Origin of the sequence: Serratia entomophila, from assembly GCF_021462285.1 — a bacterium.
Classification (GTDB): Bacteria; Pseudomonadota; Gammaproteobacteria; order Enterobacterales; family Enterobacteriaceae; genus Serratia; species Serratia entomophila.
In genome coordinates, this window is record NZ_CP082787.1 from 2,062,492 (window position 1) to 2,077,794 (window position 15,303).

Here is a 15,303-nt window from a genome sequence, read left to right on the forward strand (position 1 = left end):
TTCTCTTATTAACAGGGTTTAATACCACGCATGAAGCCTTCTATTGTTGCCAAACTGGAAGCGTTACAAGAGCGCCATGAAGAAGTGCAGGCGCTGCTCGGCGATGCCGGCGTTATCGCCGAACAGGATCGGTTCCGCGCGCTGTCGCGAGAGTATGCGCAGTTGACCGACGTCAGCCGTTGCTTCCTGGAGTGGCGCCAGGTGCAGGAAGACCTGGCGACGGCGGAAATGATGCTGGACGATCCGGAAATGCGCGAAATGGCGCAGGAAGAGCTGAAGCAGGCCAGGGCGGCGGCGGAAGAGCTGGAGCAGCAGCTGCAGGTGCTGTTGCTGCCGAAAGATCCCGACGACGAGCGCGGCTGTTTCCTGGAAGTGCGCGCCGGCACCGGCGGCGATGAGGCGGCGATCTTCGCCGGCGATCTGTTCCGCATGTACAGCCGCTATGCCGAGACCCGCCGCTGGCGCATCGAGGTGATGAGCGCCAACGAAGGCGAGCACGGCGGTTACAAAGAGGTGATCGCCAAAGTTTCCGGCGACGGCGTTTACGGCCAGCTGAAGTTCGAGTCCGGCGGCCACCGCGTGCAGCGGGTGCCGGAAACCGAATCGCAGGGGCGTATCCACACTTCCGCCTGCACCGTCGCGGTGATGCCGGAAGTGCCTGAGGCCGAAATGCCGGAAATTAACGCCGGCGATCTGAAAATAGACACCTTCCGCTCCTCCGGTGCGGGCGGCCAGCACGTCAACACCACCGACTCGGCGATCCGCATCACCCACCTGCCGACCGGCATCGTGGTGGAGTGCCAGGACGAGCGTTCGCAACACAAGAACAAAGCCAAGGCGATGTCGGTGCTGGGCGCGCGCATTCGCGCCGCCGAGATGGCCAAGCGGCAACAGGCGGAGGCCTCTACCCGCCGCAACCTGCTCGGCAGCGGCGATCGCTCCGATCGCAACCGCACCTACAACTTCCCGCAGGGCCGCGTGACCGATCACCGCATCAACCTGACGTTATACCGCCTGGACGAAGTGATGGAAGGCAAACTGGACATGCTGATCCAGCCGATCGTGCAGGAATATCAGGCCGACCAGCTCGCCGCGCTGTCCGCAGAGCTTGAGTAATGGACTATCAAGGCTGGCTGAAGGCCGCGGCCGCCAGGCTGACGCACAGCGACAGCGCCCGGCGCGATGCGGAAATCTTGCTGGGTTTCGTCACCGGCCGCGCCAGAACTTTTCTGATGGCGTTTGGCGAAACCTTGCTGACGCCGCCGCAGCAACAACAGCTGGAGACGCTGCTGGCGCGCCGCGAGCGCGGTGAACCGGTGGCCTATCTGGTCGGCGAACGCGAGTTCTGGTCGCTGCCGCTGTCGGTGTCACCCGCGACGCTTATCCCGCGTCCCGACACCGAATGCCTGGTGGAACTGGCGTTGGAGCGTTTACCGGCGCAGCCTTGCCGCATGCTCGATCTCGGCACCGGCACCGGCGCCATCGCGCTGGCGTTGGCCAGCGAGCGGCCGGCCTGCGCGGTTACCGGCGTCGATCTTCACCCCGAGGCCGTGGCGCTGGCGCAGCACAACGCGCAGAAGCTGAACATCGGCAACGCCCAATTTTTGCAGGGCAGCTGGTTCGCGCCGCTGGCCGGCCAGACCTTCGCCTTAATCGTCAGCAATCCTCCCTATATCGACGCCGCCGATCCGCATCTGGCGCAGGGCGACGTGCGCTTCGAACCGGGCAGCGCATTGGTGGCGGCAGATCGGGGGCTGGCGGATTTGGCCGCCATCGTGCGCCAGGCGCCGCAATATTTGCAGCCGCAGGGCTGGCTGCTGCTGGAGCATGGCTGGCAGCAGGGCAACAGCGTGCGCGAGCTGCTGCAGGCCGCCGGGTTCAGCGCCGTGGCCACTCACCGCGACTACGGCGGCAACGATCGCGTCACTCTGGGCCAATGGCCGCAATAACAGAAAACCAATAATAACGAAGCGCAGGCAATTTTAAGGAAGCACTATGACTGCATACACCGCGTTGAAACAATTCCATTTGCTGACGGTCGCCATCAGTATTACCTTGTTTGTGCTGCGTTTCTTTTGGCAGTGGCGCAAGTCGGCCATCATGAACCAGCGCTGGGTCAAGATAGCGCCGCACCTCAACGACACGCTGCTGTTCGTCAGCGGTATTGCGCTGGTGGCGACATTCGGGCTTTATCCGTTGCTGGGTATGGACTCGTGGCTGACCGAGAAGCTGTTTGGCGTTATTATCTATATCCTGCTTGGCTACGTCGCACTGGGCAAGAAGACCAAAAGCCGGAAACTGCGCGTAACGGCGTTCGTTCTGGCGTTGGGCTGTCTGTACCTGATCATTAAACTTGCCACGACGAAAATACCGTTTCTGATGGGATACCTATGAGTAGCATTGCTGATTTTGCATTTAACACTTCGCCACTGAGCGAAGGCGTGATCCTGGTGTCGCAGTCGGTGCGGCGCGATTTCCCGGCGGCCGAGGTTGAGCGCAAGCTGCAGCAGCTGGTCGACGACGCGCGTGCGGCGATGCCTGACAGCCTCACTCAGGAACAGCAACTGGACGCACTCATCGAGCTGTTCTTCAAAACCTGGGGTTTTGGCGGCGCCAGCGGCGTTTACCGCCTGTCCGACGCTATCTGGCTGGACAAAGTGCTGGAAGGGCGCCAGGGCACCCCGGTGTCGCTGGGCACCATTTTTCTGCATATCGCCCATCAGTTGGATCTGCCGCTGATGCCGGTGATTTTCCCCACCCAGCTGATCCTGCGCGCCGACTGGCTGGACGACGAGATGTGGTTGATTAACCCACTGAACGGCGAGACGCTGAACGAGCACCAGCTGGAAGTGTGGATCAAAGGCAACCTGGGGCTGGGCGCCGAGCTGGAAGACGACGATCTCGACGAATCAGAGAACGTGATGGTGGTGCGCAAGATGCTGGACACCCTGAAGGCCGCCCTGATGGAAGAAAAACAGATGGAGATGGCGCTGCGCGCCAGCGAAACCGTGCTGTGCTTCGATCCGGACGACCCGTACGAGATCCGCGATCGCGGGCTGATTTACGCCCAGCTGGAGTGCAACCATATCGCCATTTCCGATCTCAACTATTTTGTCGAGCAGTGTCCTGAAGATCCGGTCAGCGAAGTGATCAAAGTACAGATCCACTCGATTGAACCGAAACAGGTCACGCTGCATTAATTTATTCGATTTACTCAACAAAGGCGAAAGCATGAAACAGAAAGTAGTCAGCATTGGCGACATCAACGTAGCGAACGATCTGCCGTTTGTGCTGTTCGGCGGTATGAACGTGCTGGAATCTCGCGATCTGGCGATGAGCATCTGCGAACACTACGTCACCGTGACGCAAAAACTGGGCATTCCTTACGTTTTCAAAGCCTCTTTTGACAAAGCCAACCGTTCGTCCATCCATTCGTACCGCGGCCCGGGCCTGGAAGAAGGGATGAAGATTTTCGAAGAAATCAAAAAAACCTTCGGCGTGAAAATCATCACCGACGTGCACGAAGCGGCGCAGGCGCAGCCGGTGTCTGAAGTGGTCGACGTGATCCAGCTGCCGGCGTTCCTGGCGCGCCAGACCGATTTGGTGGAAGCGATGGCGAAAACCGGCGCGGTGATCAACGTGAAGAAGCCGCAGTTCGTCAGCCCTGGCCAAATGGGCAACATCGTCGACAAGTTCAAGGAAGGCGGCAACGACCAGGTGATCCTGTGCGATCGCGGCAGCAACTTTGGCTATGACAACCTGGTGGTCGACATGCTGGGCATCAACGTGATGAAGAACGTGACCGGCGGCCATCCGGTGATTTTCGACGTGACTCACGCGCTGCAGACCCGCGATCCGTTCGGCGCCGCATCCGGCGGCCGTCGCGCCCAGGTGGCGGAGCTGGCGCGCGCCGGCATGGCGGTCGGTCTGGCCGGCCTGTTCATCGAAGCTCACCCTGAGCCAAACAGCGCCAAGTGCGACGGCCCGTCCGCGCTGCCGCTGGACAAGCTGGAGCCGTTCCTGGTGCAGATGAAAGCCATCGACGACCTGGTGAAAAGCTTCCCGGAGCTGGACACCAGCAACTAAGCGTTATCGCTGCCATCAAAAAGCCCGACGCGTCGGGCTTTTTGTTTTTTAGCTTTCCAGCGCCGCCAACGCCTCCGGCAGCGTCGGATAGAAGTGCAGCTTCCCCTCGATCGGCTGCACCCGCGCCCGCGCCAGGGTTTTCAGCGGTTGGAACGGAATATCCGTGATCGCCAGCCGCTTACCGGCCGGCAGCTCATCGATAAAACGCTGCAGGGCGCTCAGCCCACCGGCGTCCAATACCGGCACCGCATCCCACTGCAGCACGATCACCTGATACCCTTCGCTGCGCGCCAGCAACTCGGTAAAGATGCGTTCGGCGGCGGCGAAGAACAGCGGTCCGTTGACCCGCAGCACCAGGCGGCCGTGCCCGGCGCTCAGTTCGCTCAACCGGGTCATGCGGGCGATGCGCCGCATAAACAGCAGCGAGGCCAGCACTATGCCGACGGTAATGGCGATCACCATATCGAACAGCACCGTCAGCGACATGCACAGCAGCATCACCAGAATGTCGTCTTTTGGCGCCCGGCGCAGCAGATACGCCACCTTATGCGCCTCGCTCATGTTCCAGGCCACCATCAGCAGCAGCGAAGCCATCGCCGCCAGCGGCAGATAAGACAGCCAGGGCGCCAGCACCAGCAGCGCCAACAGCACCAGCAACGCATGGATGACGGCGGACACCGGCGAAGTGGCGCCGGCGCGCACGTTGGCGGCGGAACGAGCGATGGCGGCGGTGGCGGTGATGCCGCCAAAGAACGGCGCGATGATATTGCCGGCCCCCTGGCCGATCAGTTCGGTGTTGGAGTGGTGTTTCTTGCCGGTCATGCCGTCGAGCACTACCGCGCACAGCAAGGATTCAATCGCCCCCAGCATCGCCATCGAGAATGCCGCCGGCAGCAGGGCGGAGAGGGTATGCCAACTGAGGGAGAACGGCTTGCCGTCGCCGCCCGGCAGCTCCCAGGGCAGCACCAGCTGCGGCAGGATCGGCGGAATGCCCTGGCCGCGGCTGCCGTCGGCCAGCAGATAGCTGAAGCGGGAGCCGATGGTCGCCACCTGGTGGTCGAACAGCGCCAGCACGCCCATCAGCGCGGTGCCTGCCAGCAGCGCCGGCAGGTGGCCCGGCACCCGCAGGCCGAGCTTCGGCCAGAAAATCAGGATCGATAGCGTGACCGCGCCGATCAGCGTGTCGCCGATATCCAGCGTCGGCAACGCCTGCAGCAGTGCGAGCAGTTTGCCGACGTAGTTCTCCGGCTCCTGCGCCAGCTGCAGGCCGAAGAAGTCTTTGATCTGCATGGTGGCGATGGTGATGGCGATGCCGGAGGTAAAACCGAGCGTCACCGACAGCGGGATGTATTCAATCAGCCGGCCAAAGCGCGCCAGCCCCATAATCACCAGGAACAGCCCCGAAAGCAGCGTGGCGGTCAACAGCCCGGCCAGGCCGAACTGCTGCGATACCGGGTAGAGGATCACCACAAAGGCGGCGGTAGGGCCGGAAACGCTGTAACGCGAGCCGCCGCTGACGGCGATGACGATGCCGGCGACGGCCGCGGTGTACAGCCCATACTGCGGCGGTACGCCGCTGGCGATCGCTAATGCCATCGCCAGCGGAATGGCGATGATGCCGACCGTGACGCCGGCGATGGCGTCTTTCAGCAGGCGTTGCAGGCTGTAAGGCTCCCGCCAGCAGGCGTCTATCAGCGCGCTGAATGGGCGAATTCTGTTGATTTCGTGCGTTTTCATCTAAGTTGCTAACCAAATCTTTAAAAGAGAAAGGAATGGCGGGCCAGATGAGGTCCGTCTCGTAACGTTAACGGATACCATACGCCCTTTGTATGGCGGATTACCAGACCTGCATCAATTTGGCGTGGAAAAGGCGAGTGTTGCGGTTTTGCGATCGGGTGAGATTGATTTTATCCAGCATGGCCGCGCATCCGGCGGCCATGAGGAAAGGGTAATTCTGTTTTTTGGCGCTTAGTGCACCGCAGGTAAGGATAGTCCGAGAAATGCCGCCAGGGTGCTGACCAGCAGATGATGATCTTCCAGCTGCGGCGCGCCGGAAATACTGACGCTGCCCACGCAGCCGGCGCCGCTCAGGTTGAGCGGGAAGGCACCGCCGTGCACCGAATAGTCGCGTACGTTCAGGCCGTATCGTTCTTCCAGCGTGGTTTGCCGCTGCTGCAGCCGCAGGCCGACGGCATAAGAGCTCTTGTGAAAATGGTTCACCACATTGCGTTTGCGTCGCACCCAGTCGGCGATATCCGGCGTGGCGCCGGGCATGGCGTAATAAAACAGCGTTTGCCCAGCCAGCTGGATTTCGATGGCGATCGACAAATGACGCTGTTCCGCGGCGGCCTTCAACGCCGCGCCCAGCTCCCAGGCGGTGGTGTGGTCAAAGTGGCTAAAGGTCAACGCCGCTTCCTGTTCGCTCAGCGCACGCAAATCATCATCTATGGTCATGATATTCCCCTTGGTTTTGCCTGCGGACAGAGTAGCCCGAACGGAAAATTCGGCATAGACGGCTTGGCGATAAGATAGAACGCTCGGGGGGGCGGAGAGATGCAGATACCCCGGCGCGGAGGCCGGGGAAAGAGGGTCAAACCGCCAATGTGTGTTCGCGGAAGGCGCTCAGCAGGTCTTCGATGAACTTCAGCCGCTTCTGGCGATCGGTCAGATCGAGCATAAACTTCAGCTTGCTGGGCCCGTCGAGGCGATAAACCTGCGGGTTGCCCTGCAGCAGACCGATCAGGTAGCTCGGATCGACGCGATTTTTCTCGCCGAACTCGATAAATCCGCCCCGTTCGTTACCTTCAATGCGTTTGATGCCCAGCTTCTGCGCGTGCTGGCGCAGCGCCGCGCCGTGCAGCAGGTTGCGCGCCGCGTCCGGCAGCAGGCCGAAGCGATCGATCAGCTCCACCTTCAGCTCCTCCAGCTCGCCGTCGTTTTTTGCGCTGGCGATGCGCTTATAGAACGACAGACGGGTATTGACGTCTGGAATGAAGTCGTCCGGCAGCAGGGCCGGCATGCGCAGCTCTACCTCGGTCTGGCTGTTGGTGAGGTCTTCCAGCGACGGCTCGCGGCCGTTTTTCAGCGCGTCGACCGCGCTTTCCAGCAGCTCCATATACAATGAGAAACCGACGGTGGTCATCTGGCCGCTCTGGTCTTCCCCCAGCAGCTCGCCGGCGCCGCGGATCTCCAGATCGTGGGTGGCCAGCGCGAAGCCGGCGCCCAGGTCTTCCAGCGAAGCGATGGCCTCCAGCCGCTTGTGGGCGTCGGTGCTCATGGCCTTGGGATTCGGCGTCAGCAAATAGGCGTAGGCCTGATGGTGCGAACGGCCAACGCGGCCGCGCAGCTGGTGCAGCTGCGCCAGCCCGAAGCGGTCGGCGCGCTCGATGATAATGGTGTTGGCGCTGGGAATATCGATGCCGGTTTCGATAATGGTAGTGCAGACCAGCACGTTGAAGCGCTGGTGATGGAAGTCGTTCATCACCCGTTCCAGATCGCGCTCGCGCATCTGCCCGTGGCCGATGGCGATGCGGGCTTCCGGCACCAGCTCCGCCAGCCTCTGTGCCGCCTTCTCGATGTTTTCCACGTCGTTGTACAGATAGTAAACCTGCCCGCCGCGCAACACCTCGCGCAGGATCGCTTCGCGCACCACCAGGCTGTCGTATTCGCGCACGAAGGTCTTCACCGCCAGACGGCGCGCCGGCGGGGTGGCGATGATCGACAGGTCGCGCATGCCGCTCATCGCCATGTTCAGCGTGCGCGGGATGGGGGTGGCGGTCAGCGTCAGGATGTCCACGTCGGCGCGCATCGCCTTGATGCGTTCTTTGTGGCGCACGCCGAAGCGGTGTTCTTCATCGACGATCAACAGCCCCAGATCCTTCCAGCGCAGATCGCTCTGCAGCAGCTTGTGGGTGCCGATGATGATGTCCACTTTGCCGTCGACGGCCTCGTCCAGCACCTGTTGCTGTTCTTTGGCGCTGCGGAAGCGCGACATCATTTCGATGCGCACCGGCCAGGTGGCGAAACGATCGCGGAAGTTGTCGAAGTGCTGCTGCGCCAGCAGGGTGGTCGGCACCAGCACCGCCACCTGCTTGCCGTTTTCCACCGCCAGGAAGGCGGCGCGCATCGCCACTTCGGTTTTGCCGAAGCCGACGTCGCCGCACACCAGGCGATCCATAGCCAGCGGTTGGCACATGTCGCTCAGCACGGCGTTGATCGCCTGCTCCTGATCGGGGGTGGTCTCGAACGGGAAGGTCTGACAGAACAGCTGATACTGCTCGCGGTCGTGCTTAAAGGCGAAGCCGGTTTTGGCGGCGCGCTGGGCATAGATGTCCAGCAGTTCGGCCGCCACGTCGCGTACCCGTTCGGCGGCTTTTTGCCGCGCGCGGCTCCAGGCGTCGCCGCCCAGCTTGTGCAGCGGGGCGTTTTCGTCCGCGCCGCCGGCGTAGCGGCTGATCAGGTGCAGCGAAGACACCGGCACGTACAGTTTGTCTTCACCGGCGTAGGACAGGATCAGGTATTCGGCCTTGATGCCGCCGGCTTCCAGCGTGGTCAGGCCGACATAGCGCCCGACGCCGTGCTCCAGATGCACCACCGGCTGGCCGGGATGCAGTTCCGCCAGGTTGCGGATCAGGGTATCGGTGTTGATGGTGCGGCGGTTGTCCTGGCGGCGACGGCTGACGCGTTCGCCCAGCAGATCGCTTTCGCAGATCAGCGCGCGGTTGCGCATGCCGTCGAGGAAGCCGCGCTCGGAGGCGCCGACCATCATGTAACGGCCGGCCGGCTGCGCCTGATCCAGATGGTGGATCAGCGAGGTGCCGAGCTTGATGCGGCCGAGCAGATCCTGCAGCGTTTCGCGCCGCCCCTCGCTCTCGACCGAGAAAATCACGCTGCCGTCGAAGCCTTCGATAAAGCGGCGCAGGTTGTCCAGCGGCGCCTTGTTCTGCGCCTGCACCGCCAGATCCGGCAGGGTGCGGTAGTCCAGATTGGTGTTGCCGGCCTTGGCCGGCAGATCTTCGGTTTTCAACGCCATGCGCGGCCAGGCTTTCAGCTCGCCGAACAGCGCATCGACGCGCAGCCACAGGGTGTCCGGCGCCAGCAGCGGGCGCATCGGATCGACGCGGCGGTTTTCGTAGCGCTGGTTGACGTCCAGCCAGAAACGCTCGGCGGCGCTCTCCAGGTTGCCGGTGTTGACGATCAGGGTGTTGGCCGGCAGGTAGCTGAACAGCGACGGCAGCGGCTGGCTGAAGAACAGCGGCTGCCAGTATTCGATGCCGGCCGGCCAGGCGCCTTTGCTGACCTGCTGATAAATGTGTTCGGCGTCGCGGCGCACCTCAAACTGCTCGCGCCACTGGCTGCGGAACAGCTCGATGGCGTTTTTGTCGGTCGGGAATTCATGGGCCGGCAACAGGTTGATGGCTTCCACTTCGTTCAGCGTGCGCTGGGTGTCGACGTCGAAGGTGCGCAGGCTGTCGATCTCGTCATCGAAGAAGTCGATGCGGTAGGGCTCTTCGCTGCCCATCGGGTACAGATCGAGCAGCGCGCCACGGGTGGCGAACTCGCCGTGCGCCATCACCTGATCGACGCTGCGGTAGCCGGCCTGTTCCAGCTGGGCGCGCAGTTTGTCGCGCGACAGGCGCTGGCCCTTTTTCATCACCAGCGCGTGGCCGTGCAGGAATTCGTGCGGGCAAACGCGCTGCATCAGGGTGTTGACCGGCAAAATTATTACGCCGCGCACCATGGTCGGCAGGTGATACAGGCTCGACAAACGGGCGGAGATGATTTCCTGATGCGGCGAGAAGCTGTCGTACGGCAGGGTTTCCCAGTCGGACAGCGTGGTCACCATCTGATCGGTGAACTGCTGGATTTCGTCGCGCAGCCGCAGGGCATTCTGCATGTCCGGGGCAATCAGCATTACCGGCCCGTTATGGCGTTCGACGATCTCGGCGCACTCCACGGCGCAGGCCGAGCCGGTCAACTGGCCTAGCTGGCGCAGGTCGCCCGCGCGTTCAGGCAGGGAATAACGGGGGGATGAGGAACGGTTACGGCTATCGGAAGTGCTCATTCAGGTATCTTTAATCAATGTGTTAGAGTTCGCCCCGGCACAAATAACAAGCGCCTTTATCCCGGTTATAGTAGCCCAGCGGCCGCCAAACTGACACAGATAAAAGCGCTACACCTTGATTTTTAGCCTGATATTAACGACGTTAATTTTCGCCGGCCAGAGCCAGGTACTGCCCGATCTTGTCTACGTCGACATTGCCGCCGCTGACGATGACGCCGACCTTTTTACCGCGTAAATCGAGCAGGGCGTTCATCGCCGCCGCGGCCGCCAGGCAACCGGTCGGTTCGACTACCATTTTCATCCGTTCCATAAAGAAGCGCATTTGCCGACACAGCTGCGCGTCGCTCACCGTCAGGATGCCTTCGACGTAATCTTGAATAATCGGGAAGGTCAGCCGCCCGACCTGCTGGGTTTGCGCGCCGTCGGCGAGGGTTTTCGGCACTGGGATGCGCACCGGTTCGCCGCGCAAAAAGGCTTGCTGCACGTCGTTGCCCGCCTCAGGTTCTACGCCATACACGCGGCACCCCGGCGACCAGTGCCGCGCCGCCACCGCGCTGCCGGCCAGCAGCCCACCGCCGCCGGTACACACCAGCAGCACGTCCAACGGCCCTGCGTCTTCGAACAGCTCTTTGGCCGCGGTGCCCTGGCCGGCGATCACCTGCGGGTAATCATAGGGCGGCACCAGCGTCAGGCCCTGTTCGGCGGCCAGGCGTTGGGTGATTTCCTCGCGATCTTCACGGTGGCGCTGGTAGATAACCACGTTAGCCCCATAGCCCCGCGTTGCCGCCAGCTTGGCCGCCGGGGCGTCGTGGGGCATCACGATGGTGGCGTTAACCCCCAGCTCGCGCGCCGCCAGCGCCATCGCCTGCGCATGGTTGCCGGAAGAGAAGGCGATCACCCCGGCACGCCGCTGCGCCTCGCTCAGTTGGGCGATGGCGTTATAGGCGCCGCGGAATTTGAAGGCGCCGACGCGCTGGAAATTCTCGCATTTGAAGAACAGCTCGGCGCCGACAATATGATCCGCCTGACGCGAGGTCATCACCGGGGTACGAACGGCATGCCCGGCAATAACCTCGGCGGCGGTGGAAATATCTGCGGCGGTGATGCAATGGAGCGTTGAACTCATAACAACCTCACGAGGGTGAAGGAGGCATTGATTGCCACGAATTTTTAATTTACTCTTTGTAAAGTTATTGTCAAATGGTTAACTTAATGAGCGATCTCAGGCAGGAAAATGCGCTGTTGCTGCGCGAAGCGGAAAAAATTGTCCAGGCGCTGGGCGCGATGTTCGCCCCAGGGTGCGAGGTGGTGCTGCACGACCTGACCCAGCCGGATCACGCCATTGTCGCCATCGCCAATAACCTGTCCAATCGCCGCATCGGCGACGCCGCGACGGAAATGGGGCTGGAGCGCATCGCTTCGCCGGAGTTCCCCGACGTGGTGCAGAACTACGCCAGCGCCTTCCCGGACGGCCGCCCGGCCAAAAGCACCTCCATCGGCCTGCGCAACAGCCAAGGCGCCTTTGTGGCGGCGATTTGCCTCAATCTGGATGTCTCTATCTTCAACAGCGTCACCGCTATCCTGCAACAGCTGACGGCGGTGGTACAAAGCGCGCCGCAGGCGGTTGAGGGCGTTCGTTCGCTGTCGGACATCGCGGCGGTGATCAACGCTTTTGCCGCTTCGCATGCCACCCAACCGCGCGCGCTGTCTTCAGAACAGCGTTTTCTGGTGATCCAACAGCTGAAGCAGCAGGGGTATCTGCAGCTGCGCGGCGCGGCCACCATGGCGGCCGAAGCGCTGGGCATTTCACGGGTGTCGGTCTACAACCTGCTCAAACGCGATGCCGGGTGAGGCGGCGCCCGGCGCAATAAAAGGCCGCCGGGTGTTCCCTAAACGGGGGAGAGCCTTTATTATCCAAGACTACTTCGCTTAAGCTACGGCAACAAAACGGATTTCATGTATCAACCTGTCGCGTTATTCATTGGCCTGCGCTACATGCGCGGGCGGGCTTCAGACCGCTTCGGGCGGTTTGTTTCCTGGCTTTCCACCATCGGCATCACGCTGGGGGTGATGGCGTTGGTCACCGTGCTTTCGGTGATGAACGGTTTTGAAAAGGATCTGGAGAACAACATTCTCGGCCTGATGCCGCAGGCGCTGATCACCGCCAGGCAGGGGTCGGTCAATCCTCAGCAACTGCCGGCCTCGGCCGTTCAGGGGCTGAAGGGCGTCAGCCGCGTCGCGCCGCTGACCACCGGCGACGTGGTGCTGCAAAGCGCCCGCAGCGTGGCGGTTGGCGTGATGCTCGGCGTTAACCCGGACGAAGCCGATCCGCTGTCCCCTTATCTGGTCAACGTCAAACAGCAGCAGCTGCAGCCGGGCCAGTACAACCTCATCATCGGCGAGCAGCTGGCGGGGCAGCTCGGCGTCAAGCGCGGCGATTCGCTGCGCCTGATGGTGCCCAGCGCCAGCCAGTTCACGCCGATGGGCCGCATTCCCAGCCAGCGCCTGTTCACCATCGCCGGCACCTTCCACGCCAACAGCGAGGTCGACGGCTATCAACTGTTGGTCAATCAGCAGGATGCTTCGCGCCTGATGCGCTATCCGGCCGGCAACGTCACCGGCTGGCGGCTGTTCCTGCAGCAGCCGCTGGCGGTCGACACGCTCAGCCAGCAAACCCTGCCGCAGGGCACCGAGTGGAAAGACTGGCGCGAGCGCAAGGGGGAGCTGTTCCAGGCGGTGCGCATGGAGAAAAACATGATGGGGCTGCTGCTGAGCCTGATCGTGGCGGTGGCCGCGTTCAACATCATCACCTCGCTCGGCCTGTTGGTGATGGAGAAGCAGGGCGAGGTCGCCATTCTGCAAACCCAGGGCCTGACCCGCCGGCAGATCATGTCGGTGTTCATGGTGCAGGGCGCCAGCGCCGGCATCATAGGTTCGCTGCTCGGCACGCTGCTCGGCGTGCTGCTGGCCACCAATCTGAATAACCTGATGCCGATCCTCGGCGCATTGATCGACGGCGCTTCGCTGCCGGTGGCGGTCGACCCGCTGCAGGTGACGGTCATCGCCGTGGTGGCGATGGCGGTGTCCCTGTTGTCCACGCTTTACCCTTCATGGCGCGCTGCCGCCGTACAACCCGCTGAGGCCTTACGTTATGAGTAACCATCTTTTGCTGCAGTGCGACAACCTGTGCAAAACCTATCAGGAAGGCAATCTGCATACCGACGTGCTGCGCAATGTCAGCTTTGCCATGCAGCCGGGCGAGATGATGGCGATCGTCGGCAGCTCGGGTTCCGGTAAAAGCACCCTGTTGCACCTGCTGGGCGGGCTGGATTCGCCAACCTCCGGCGAGGTTGTCTTCAAGGGGCAGTCGCTGAACGGGATGTCGTCGGCGGCCAAGGCCGAGCTGCGCAACCGCCAGCTGGGCTTTATCTACCAGTTCCACCACCTGCTGCCGGACTTTACCGCGCTGGAGAACGCCGCCATGCCGCTGCTGATCGGCGGCGCAAAGCCGGCGCTGGCGCAGGAAAAAGCCATGGAAATGTTGGCGGCGGTCGGGCTGGAGAAGCGCAGCAAGCACCGCCCCTCCGAGCTGTCGGGCGGCGAGCGTCAGCGGGTGGCGATCGCCCGTGCGCTGGTCAACAGCCCGTCGCTGGTGCTGGCGGATGAACCGACCGGCAACCTGGACAAACGCACCGCAGACAGCATCTTCGATCTGCTGGGCGAACTGAATGTGCGCCAGGGCACCGCCTTCCTGGTGGTGACTCACGATCTGCAGCTGGCCAAGCGTTTGAGCCGCCAGTTGGAAATGGCCGACGGCCATCTGCAGGCGCAGCTGACCCTGATGGGGGCCGAGTAATGGCGGGAGCCTCACTTTCCTTTCTGACGGCCCTGCGTTTTAGCCGCGGCCGCAAACGCGGCGGCATGGTGTCGTTGATTTCGGTGATCTCCACCATCGGCATTGCGCTGGGGGTGGCGGTCCTGATCGTCGGCCTGAGCGCGATGAACGGTTTTGAACGCGAGTTGAAAAACCGCATTCTGGCGGTGGTGCCGCACGGCGAGATCGAACCGGTGAAGCAGCCGTTTAACGGCTGGCCTTCGATTCTGCAGAGGGTGGAAAAGGTGCCGGGCATTATGGCCGCGGCGCCTTACATCAACTTTACCGGGCTGATGGAAAACGGCGCGCAGCTGCGCGCGGTGCAGGTCAAAGGGGTTAACCCGCAGCAGGAAAGCCAGCTCAGTGCGCTGCCGCAGTACGTTCAGGGCGACGCCTGGGCCAACTTCAGGGCCGGCGAACAGCAGGTGATCCTCGGCAAGGGGGTGGCCGACGCGCTGGGCGTTAAGCAAGGCGCCTATGTCACGGTCATGATCCCCAACAGCGACCCGGAAATGAAGCTGCTGCAGCCGAAGCGCATTCGTCTGCACGTGACCGGCATTCTGCAGCTCAGCGGCCAGTTGGATCACAGCCTGGCGCTGGTGCCGCTGGCCGATGCGCAGCAGTATCTCGATATGGGTGACAGCGTCACAGGCATCGCCATCAAGGTGAGCGACGTGTTCGCCGCCAACAAGCTGGTGCGCGACGCCGGCGAAGTAACCAATTCCTACGTTTACATCAAAAGCTGGATCGGCACCTACGGCTACATGTACCGCGACATTCAGATGATCCGCGCCATCATGTACCTGGCGATGGTGCTGGTGATCGGCGTGGCCTGTTTCAACATCGTTTCCACCCTGGTGATGGCGGTGAAGGACAAGAGCGGCGATATCGCGGTGCTGCGCACTCTGGGGGCCAAAGACGGCTTTATCCGCGCCATCTTCATTTGGTACGGTCTGTTGGCCGGGCTGGTGGGCAGCCTCAGCGGCGTGGTAGTCGGGGTGATCGCCTCGCTGCAGTTGACCAACATCATCAAGGGCATCGAAAAACTGCTCGGGCATTCATTCCTGTCGGGCGACATTTACTTTATCGACTTCCTGCCTTCCGAGCTGCACTGGCTGGACGTGGCGATTGTGCTGGCGACCGCCATCGTGCTTAGCCTGTTGGCCAGCTGGTATCCGGCCAGGCGCGCCAGCCGCATCGATCCGGCGCGGGTGTTGAGCGGACAATAATCAAATCGGGGAGGCAGAGATGCCGCCCCATTTTTTTAGCCTGAGGGTGG

At 62.2% G+C, this 15,303-nt stretch carries 13 protein-coding genes; 9 read left to right on the top strand and 4 right to left on the bottom strand.

Annotated elements, in window-relative coordinates; translation table 11 throughout:
* Positions 1 to 30 precede the first annotated feature (30 nt).
* From prfA to kdsA, 5 genes are read left to right on the top strand one after another with little or no spacing between them, the layout of a single operon-like run.
* Positions 31 to 1,116 carry a peptide chain release factor 1 gene (gene prfA / locus KHA73_RS10140; protein ID WP_234590651.1) on the top strand — a complete coding sequence of 362 codons (1,086 nt, stop codon included), beginning with the start codon at positions 31 to 33 and terminating at the stop codon, positions 1,114 to 1,116.
* Positions 1,116 to 1,949, top strand: a complete 834-nt coding sequence (prmC, locus tag KHA73_RS10145; protein WP_234590652.1) for a peptide chain release factor N(5)-glutamine methyltransferase — start codon at positions 1,116 to 1,118, stop codon at positions 1,947 to 1,949. The genes prfA and prmC overlap by 1 nt, the downstream gene beginning before the upstream one ends.
* Positions 1,950 to 1,995: 46 nt before the next feature.
* A complete protein-coding gene (locus KHA73_RS10150) occupies positions 1,996 to 2,394 on the top strand; it encodes a SirB2 family protein (RefSeq protein ID WP_234590653.1) in 399 nt (132 codons plus the stop codon).
* Positions 2,391 to 3,200 carry an invasion regulator SirB1 gene (gene sirB1, locus KHA73_RS10155; RefSeq protein ID WP_234590655.1) on the top strand — a complete coding sequence of 270 codons (810 nt, stop codon included), beginning with the start codon at positions 2,391 to 2,393 and terminating at the stop codon, positions 3,198 to 3,200. Before KHA73_RS10150 ends, sirB1 begins: the two co-directional genes overlap by 4 nt.
* A gap of 31 nt (positions 3,201 to 3,231) precedes the next feature.
* On the top strand, positions 3,232 to 4,086 hold the full coding sequence (gene kdsA, locus KHA73_RS10160) for a 3-deoxy-8-phosphooctulonate synthase (protein WP_061799135.1): 855 nt from the start codon (positions 3,232 to 3,234) through the stop codon (positions 4,084 to 4,086).
* Between the two features lie 48 nt (positions 4,087 to 4,134).
* Here kdsA and dauA read toward each other — a convergent pair whose 3' ends face one another.
* The 4 genes from dauA to KHA73_RS10180 form a co-directional block, all read right to left on the bottom strand.
* Positions 4,135 to 5,823 (bottom strand): C4-dicarboxylic acid transporter DauA, encoded by a 1,689-nt coding sequence (gene dauA / locus KHA73_RS10165; protein ID WP_234590656.1) that lies wholly within the window; start codon positions 5,821 to 5,823, stop codon positions 4,135 to 4,137.
* Positions 5,824 to 6,054: 231 nt separating this feature from the next.
* Entirely contained in the window at positions 6,055 to 6,540 is a 486-nt protein-coding gene (locus KHA73_RS10170) for a heme-degrading domain-containing protein (protein WP_234590657.1), read from the bottom strand.
* 136 nt (positions 6,541 to 6,676) lie between these two features.
* Complete coding sequence (mfd, locus tag KHA73_RS10175; RefSeq protein ID WP_234590658.1) at positions 6,677 to 10,150, bottom strand: transcription-repair coupling factor; 3,474 nt, start codon at positions 10,148 to 10,150, stop codon at positions 6,677 to 6,679.
* Positions 10,151 to 10,292: 142 nt separating this feature from the next.
* Positions 10,293 to 11,276, bottom strand: coding sequence for a threo-3-hydroxy-L-aspartate ammonia-lyase (locus KHA73_RS10180; RefSeq protein ID WP_234590659.1), 984 nt, complete (start codon positions 11,274 to 11,276; stop codon positions 10,293 to 10,295).
* 86 nt (positions 11,277 to 11,362) lie between these two features.
* Between KHA73_RS10180 and KHA73_RS10185 the strand changes: the two genes are divergently transcribed.
* The 4 genes from KHA73_RS10185 to lolE all read left to right on the top strand — a co-directional run bounded on the left by KHA73_RS10185 (position 11,363) and on the right by lolE (position 15,253).
* A complete protein-coding gene (locus KHA73_RS10185) occupies positions 11,363 to 12,001 on the top strand; it encodes a helix-turn-helix transcriptional regulator (protein WP_234590660.1) in 639 nt (212 codons plus the stop codon).
* Positions 12,002 to 12,106: 105 nt separating this feature from the next.
* Positions 12,107 to 13,309 (top strand): lipoprotein-releasing ABC transporter permease subunit LolC, encoded by a 1,203-nt coding sequence (gene lolC, locus KHA73_RS10190; RefSeq protein WP_234590661.1) that lies wholly within the window; start codon positions 12,107 to 12,109, stop codon positions 13,307 to 13,309.
* Positions 13,302 to 14,006, top strand: a complete 705-nt coding sequence (gene lolD, locus KHA73_RS10195) for a lipoprotein-releasing ABC transporter ATP-binding protein LolD (RefSeq protein WP_234590662.1) — start codon at positions 13,302 to 13,304, stop codon at positions 14,004 to 14,006. The genes lolC and lolD overlap by 8 nt, the downstream gene beginning before the upstream one ends.
* Complete coding sequence (lolE, locus tag KHA73_RS10200) at positions 14,006 to 15,253, top strand: lipoprotein-releasing ABC transporter permease subunit LolE (protein WP_234590663.1); 1,248 nt, start codon at positions 14,006 to 14,008, stop codon at positions 15,251 to 15,253. The genes lolD and lolE overlap by 1 nt, the downstream gene beginning before the upstream one ends.
* Positions 15,254 to 15,303: the final 50 nt, after the last annotated feature.

Excerpts from the sequence above, each read along its gene's own strand:
- prfA (WP_234590651.1), top strand. The coding sequence starts at position 31 with ATGAAGCCTTCTATTGTTGCCAAACTGGAAGCGTTACAAGAGCGCCAT.
- prmC (WP_234590652.1), top strand. The coding sequence starts at position 1,116 with ATGGACTATCAAGGCTGGCTGAAGGCCGCGGCCGCCAGGCTGACGCAC.
- KHA73_RS10150 (WP_234590653.1), top strand. The coding sequence starts at position 1,996 with ATGACTGCATACACCGCGTTGAAACAATTCCATTTGCTGACGGTCGCC.
- sirB1 (WP_234590655.1), top strand. The coding sequence starts at position 2,391 with ATGAGTAGCATTGCTGATTTTGCATTTAACACTTCGCCACTGAGCGAA.
- kdsA (WP_061799135.1), top strand. The coding sequence starts at position 3,232 with ATGAAACAGAAAGTAGTCAGCATTGGCGACATCAACGTAGCGAACGAT.
- dauA (WP_234590656.1), bottom strand. The coding sequence starts at position 5,823 with ATGAAAACGCACGAAATCAACAGAATTCGCCCATTCAGCGCGCTGATA.
- KHA73_RS10170 (WP_234590657.1), bottom strand. The coding sequence starts at position 6,540 with ATGACCATAGATGATGATTTGCGTGCGCTGAGCGAACAGGAAGCGGCG.
- mfd (WP_234590658.1), bottom strand. The coding sequence starts at position 10,150 with ATGAGCACTTCCGATAGCCGTAACCGTTCCTCATCCCCCCGTTATTCC.
- KHA73_RS10180 (WP_234590659.1), bottom strand. The coding sequence starts at position 11,276 with ATGAGTTCAACGCTCCATTGCATCACCGCCGCAGATATTTCCACCGCC.
- KHA73_RS10185 (WP_234590660.1), top strand. The coding sequence starts at position 11,363 with ATGAGCGATCTCAGGCAGGAAAATGCGCTGTTGCTGCGCGAAGCGGAA.
- lolC (WP_234590661.1), top strand. The coding sequence starts at position 12,107 with ATGTATCAACCTGTCGCGTTATTCATTGGCCTGCGCTACATGCGCGGG.
- lolD (WP_234590662.1), top strand. The coding sequence starts at position 13,302 with ATGAGTAACCATCTTTTGCTGCAGTGCGACAACCTGTGCAAAACCTAT.
- lolE (WP_234590663.1), top strand. The coding sequence starts at position 14,006 with ATGGCGGGAGCCTCACTTTCCTTTCTGACGGCCCTGCGTTTTAGCCGC.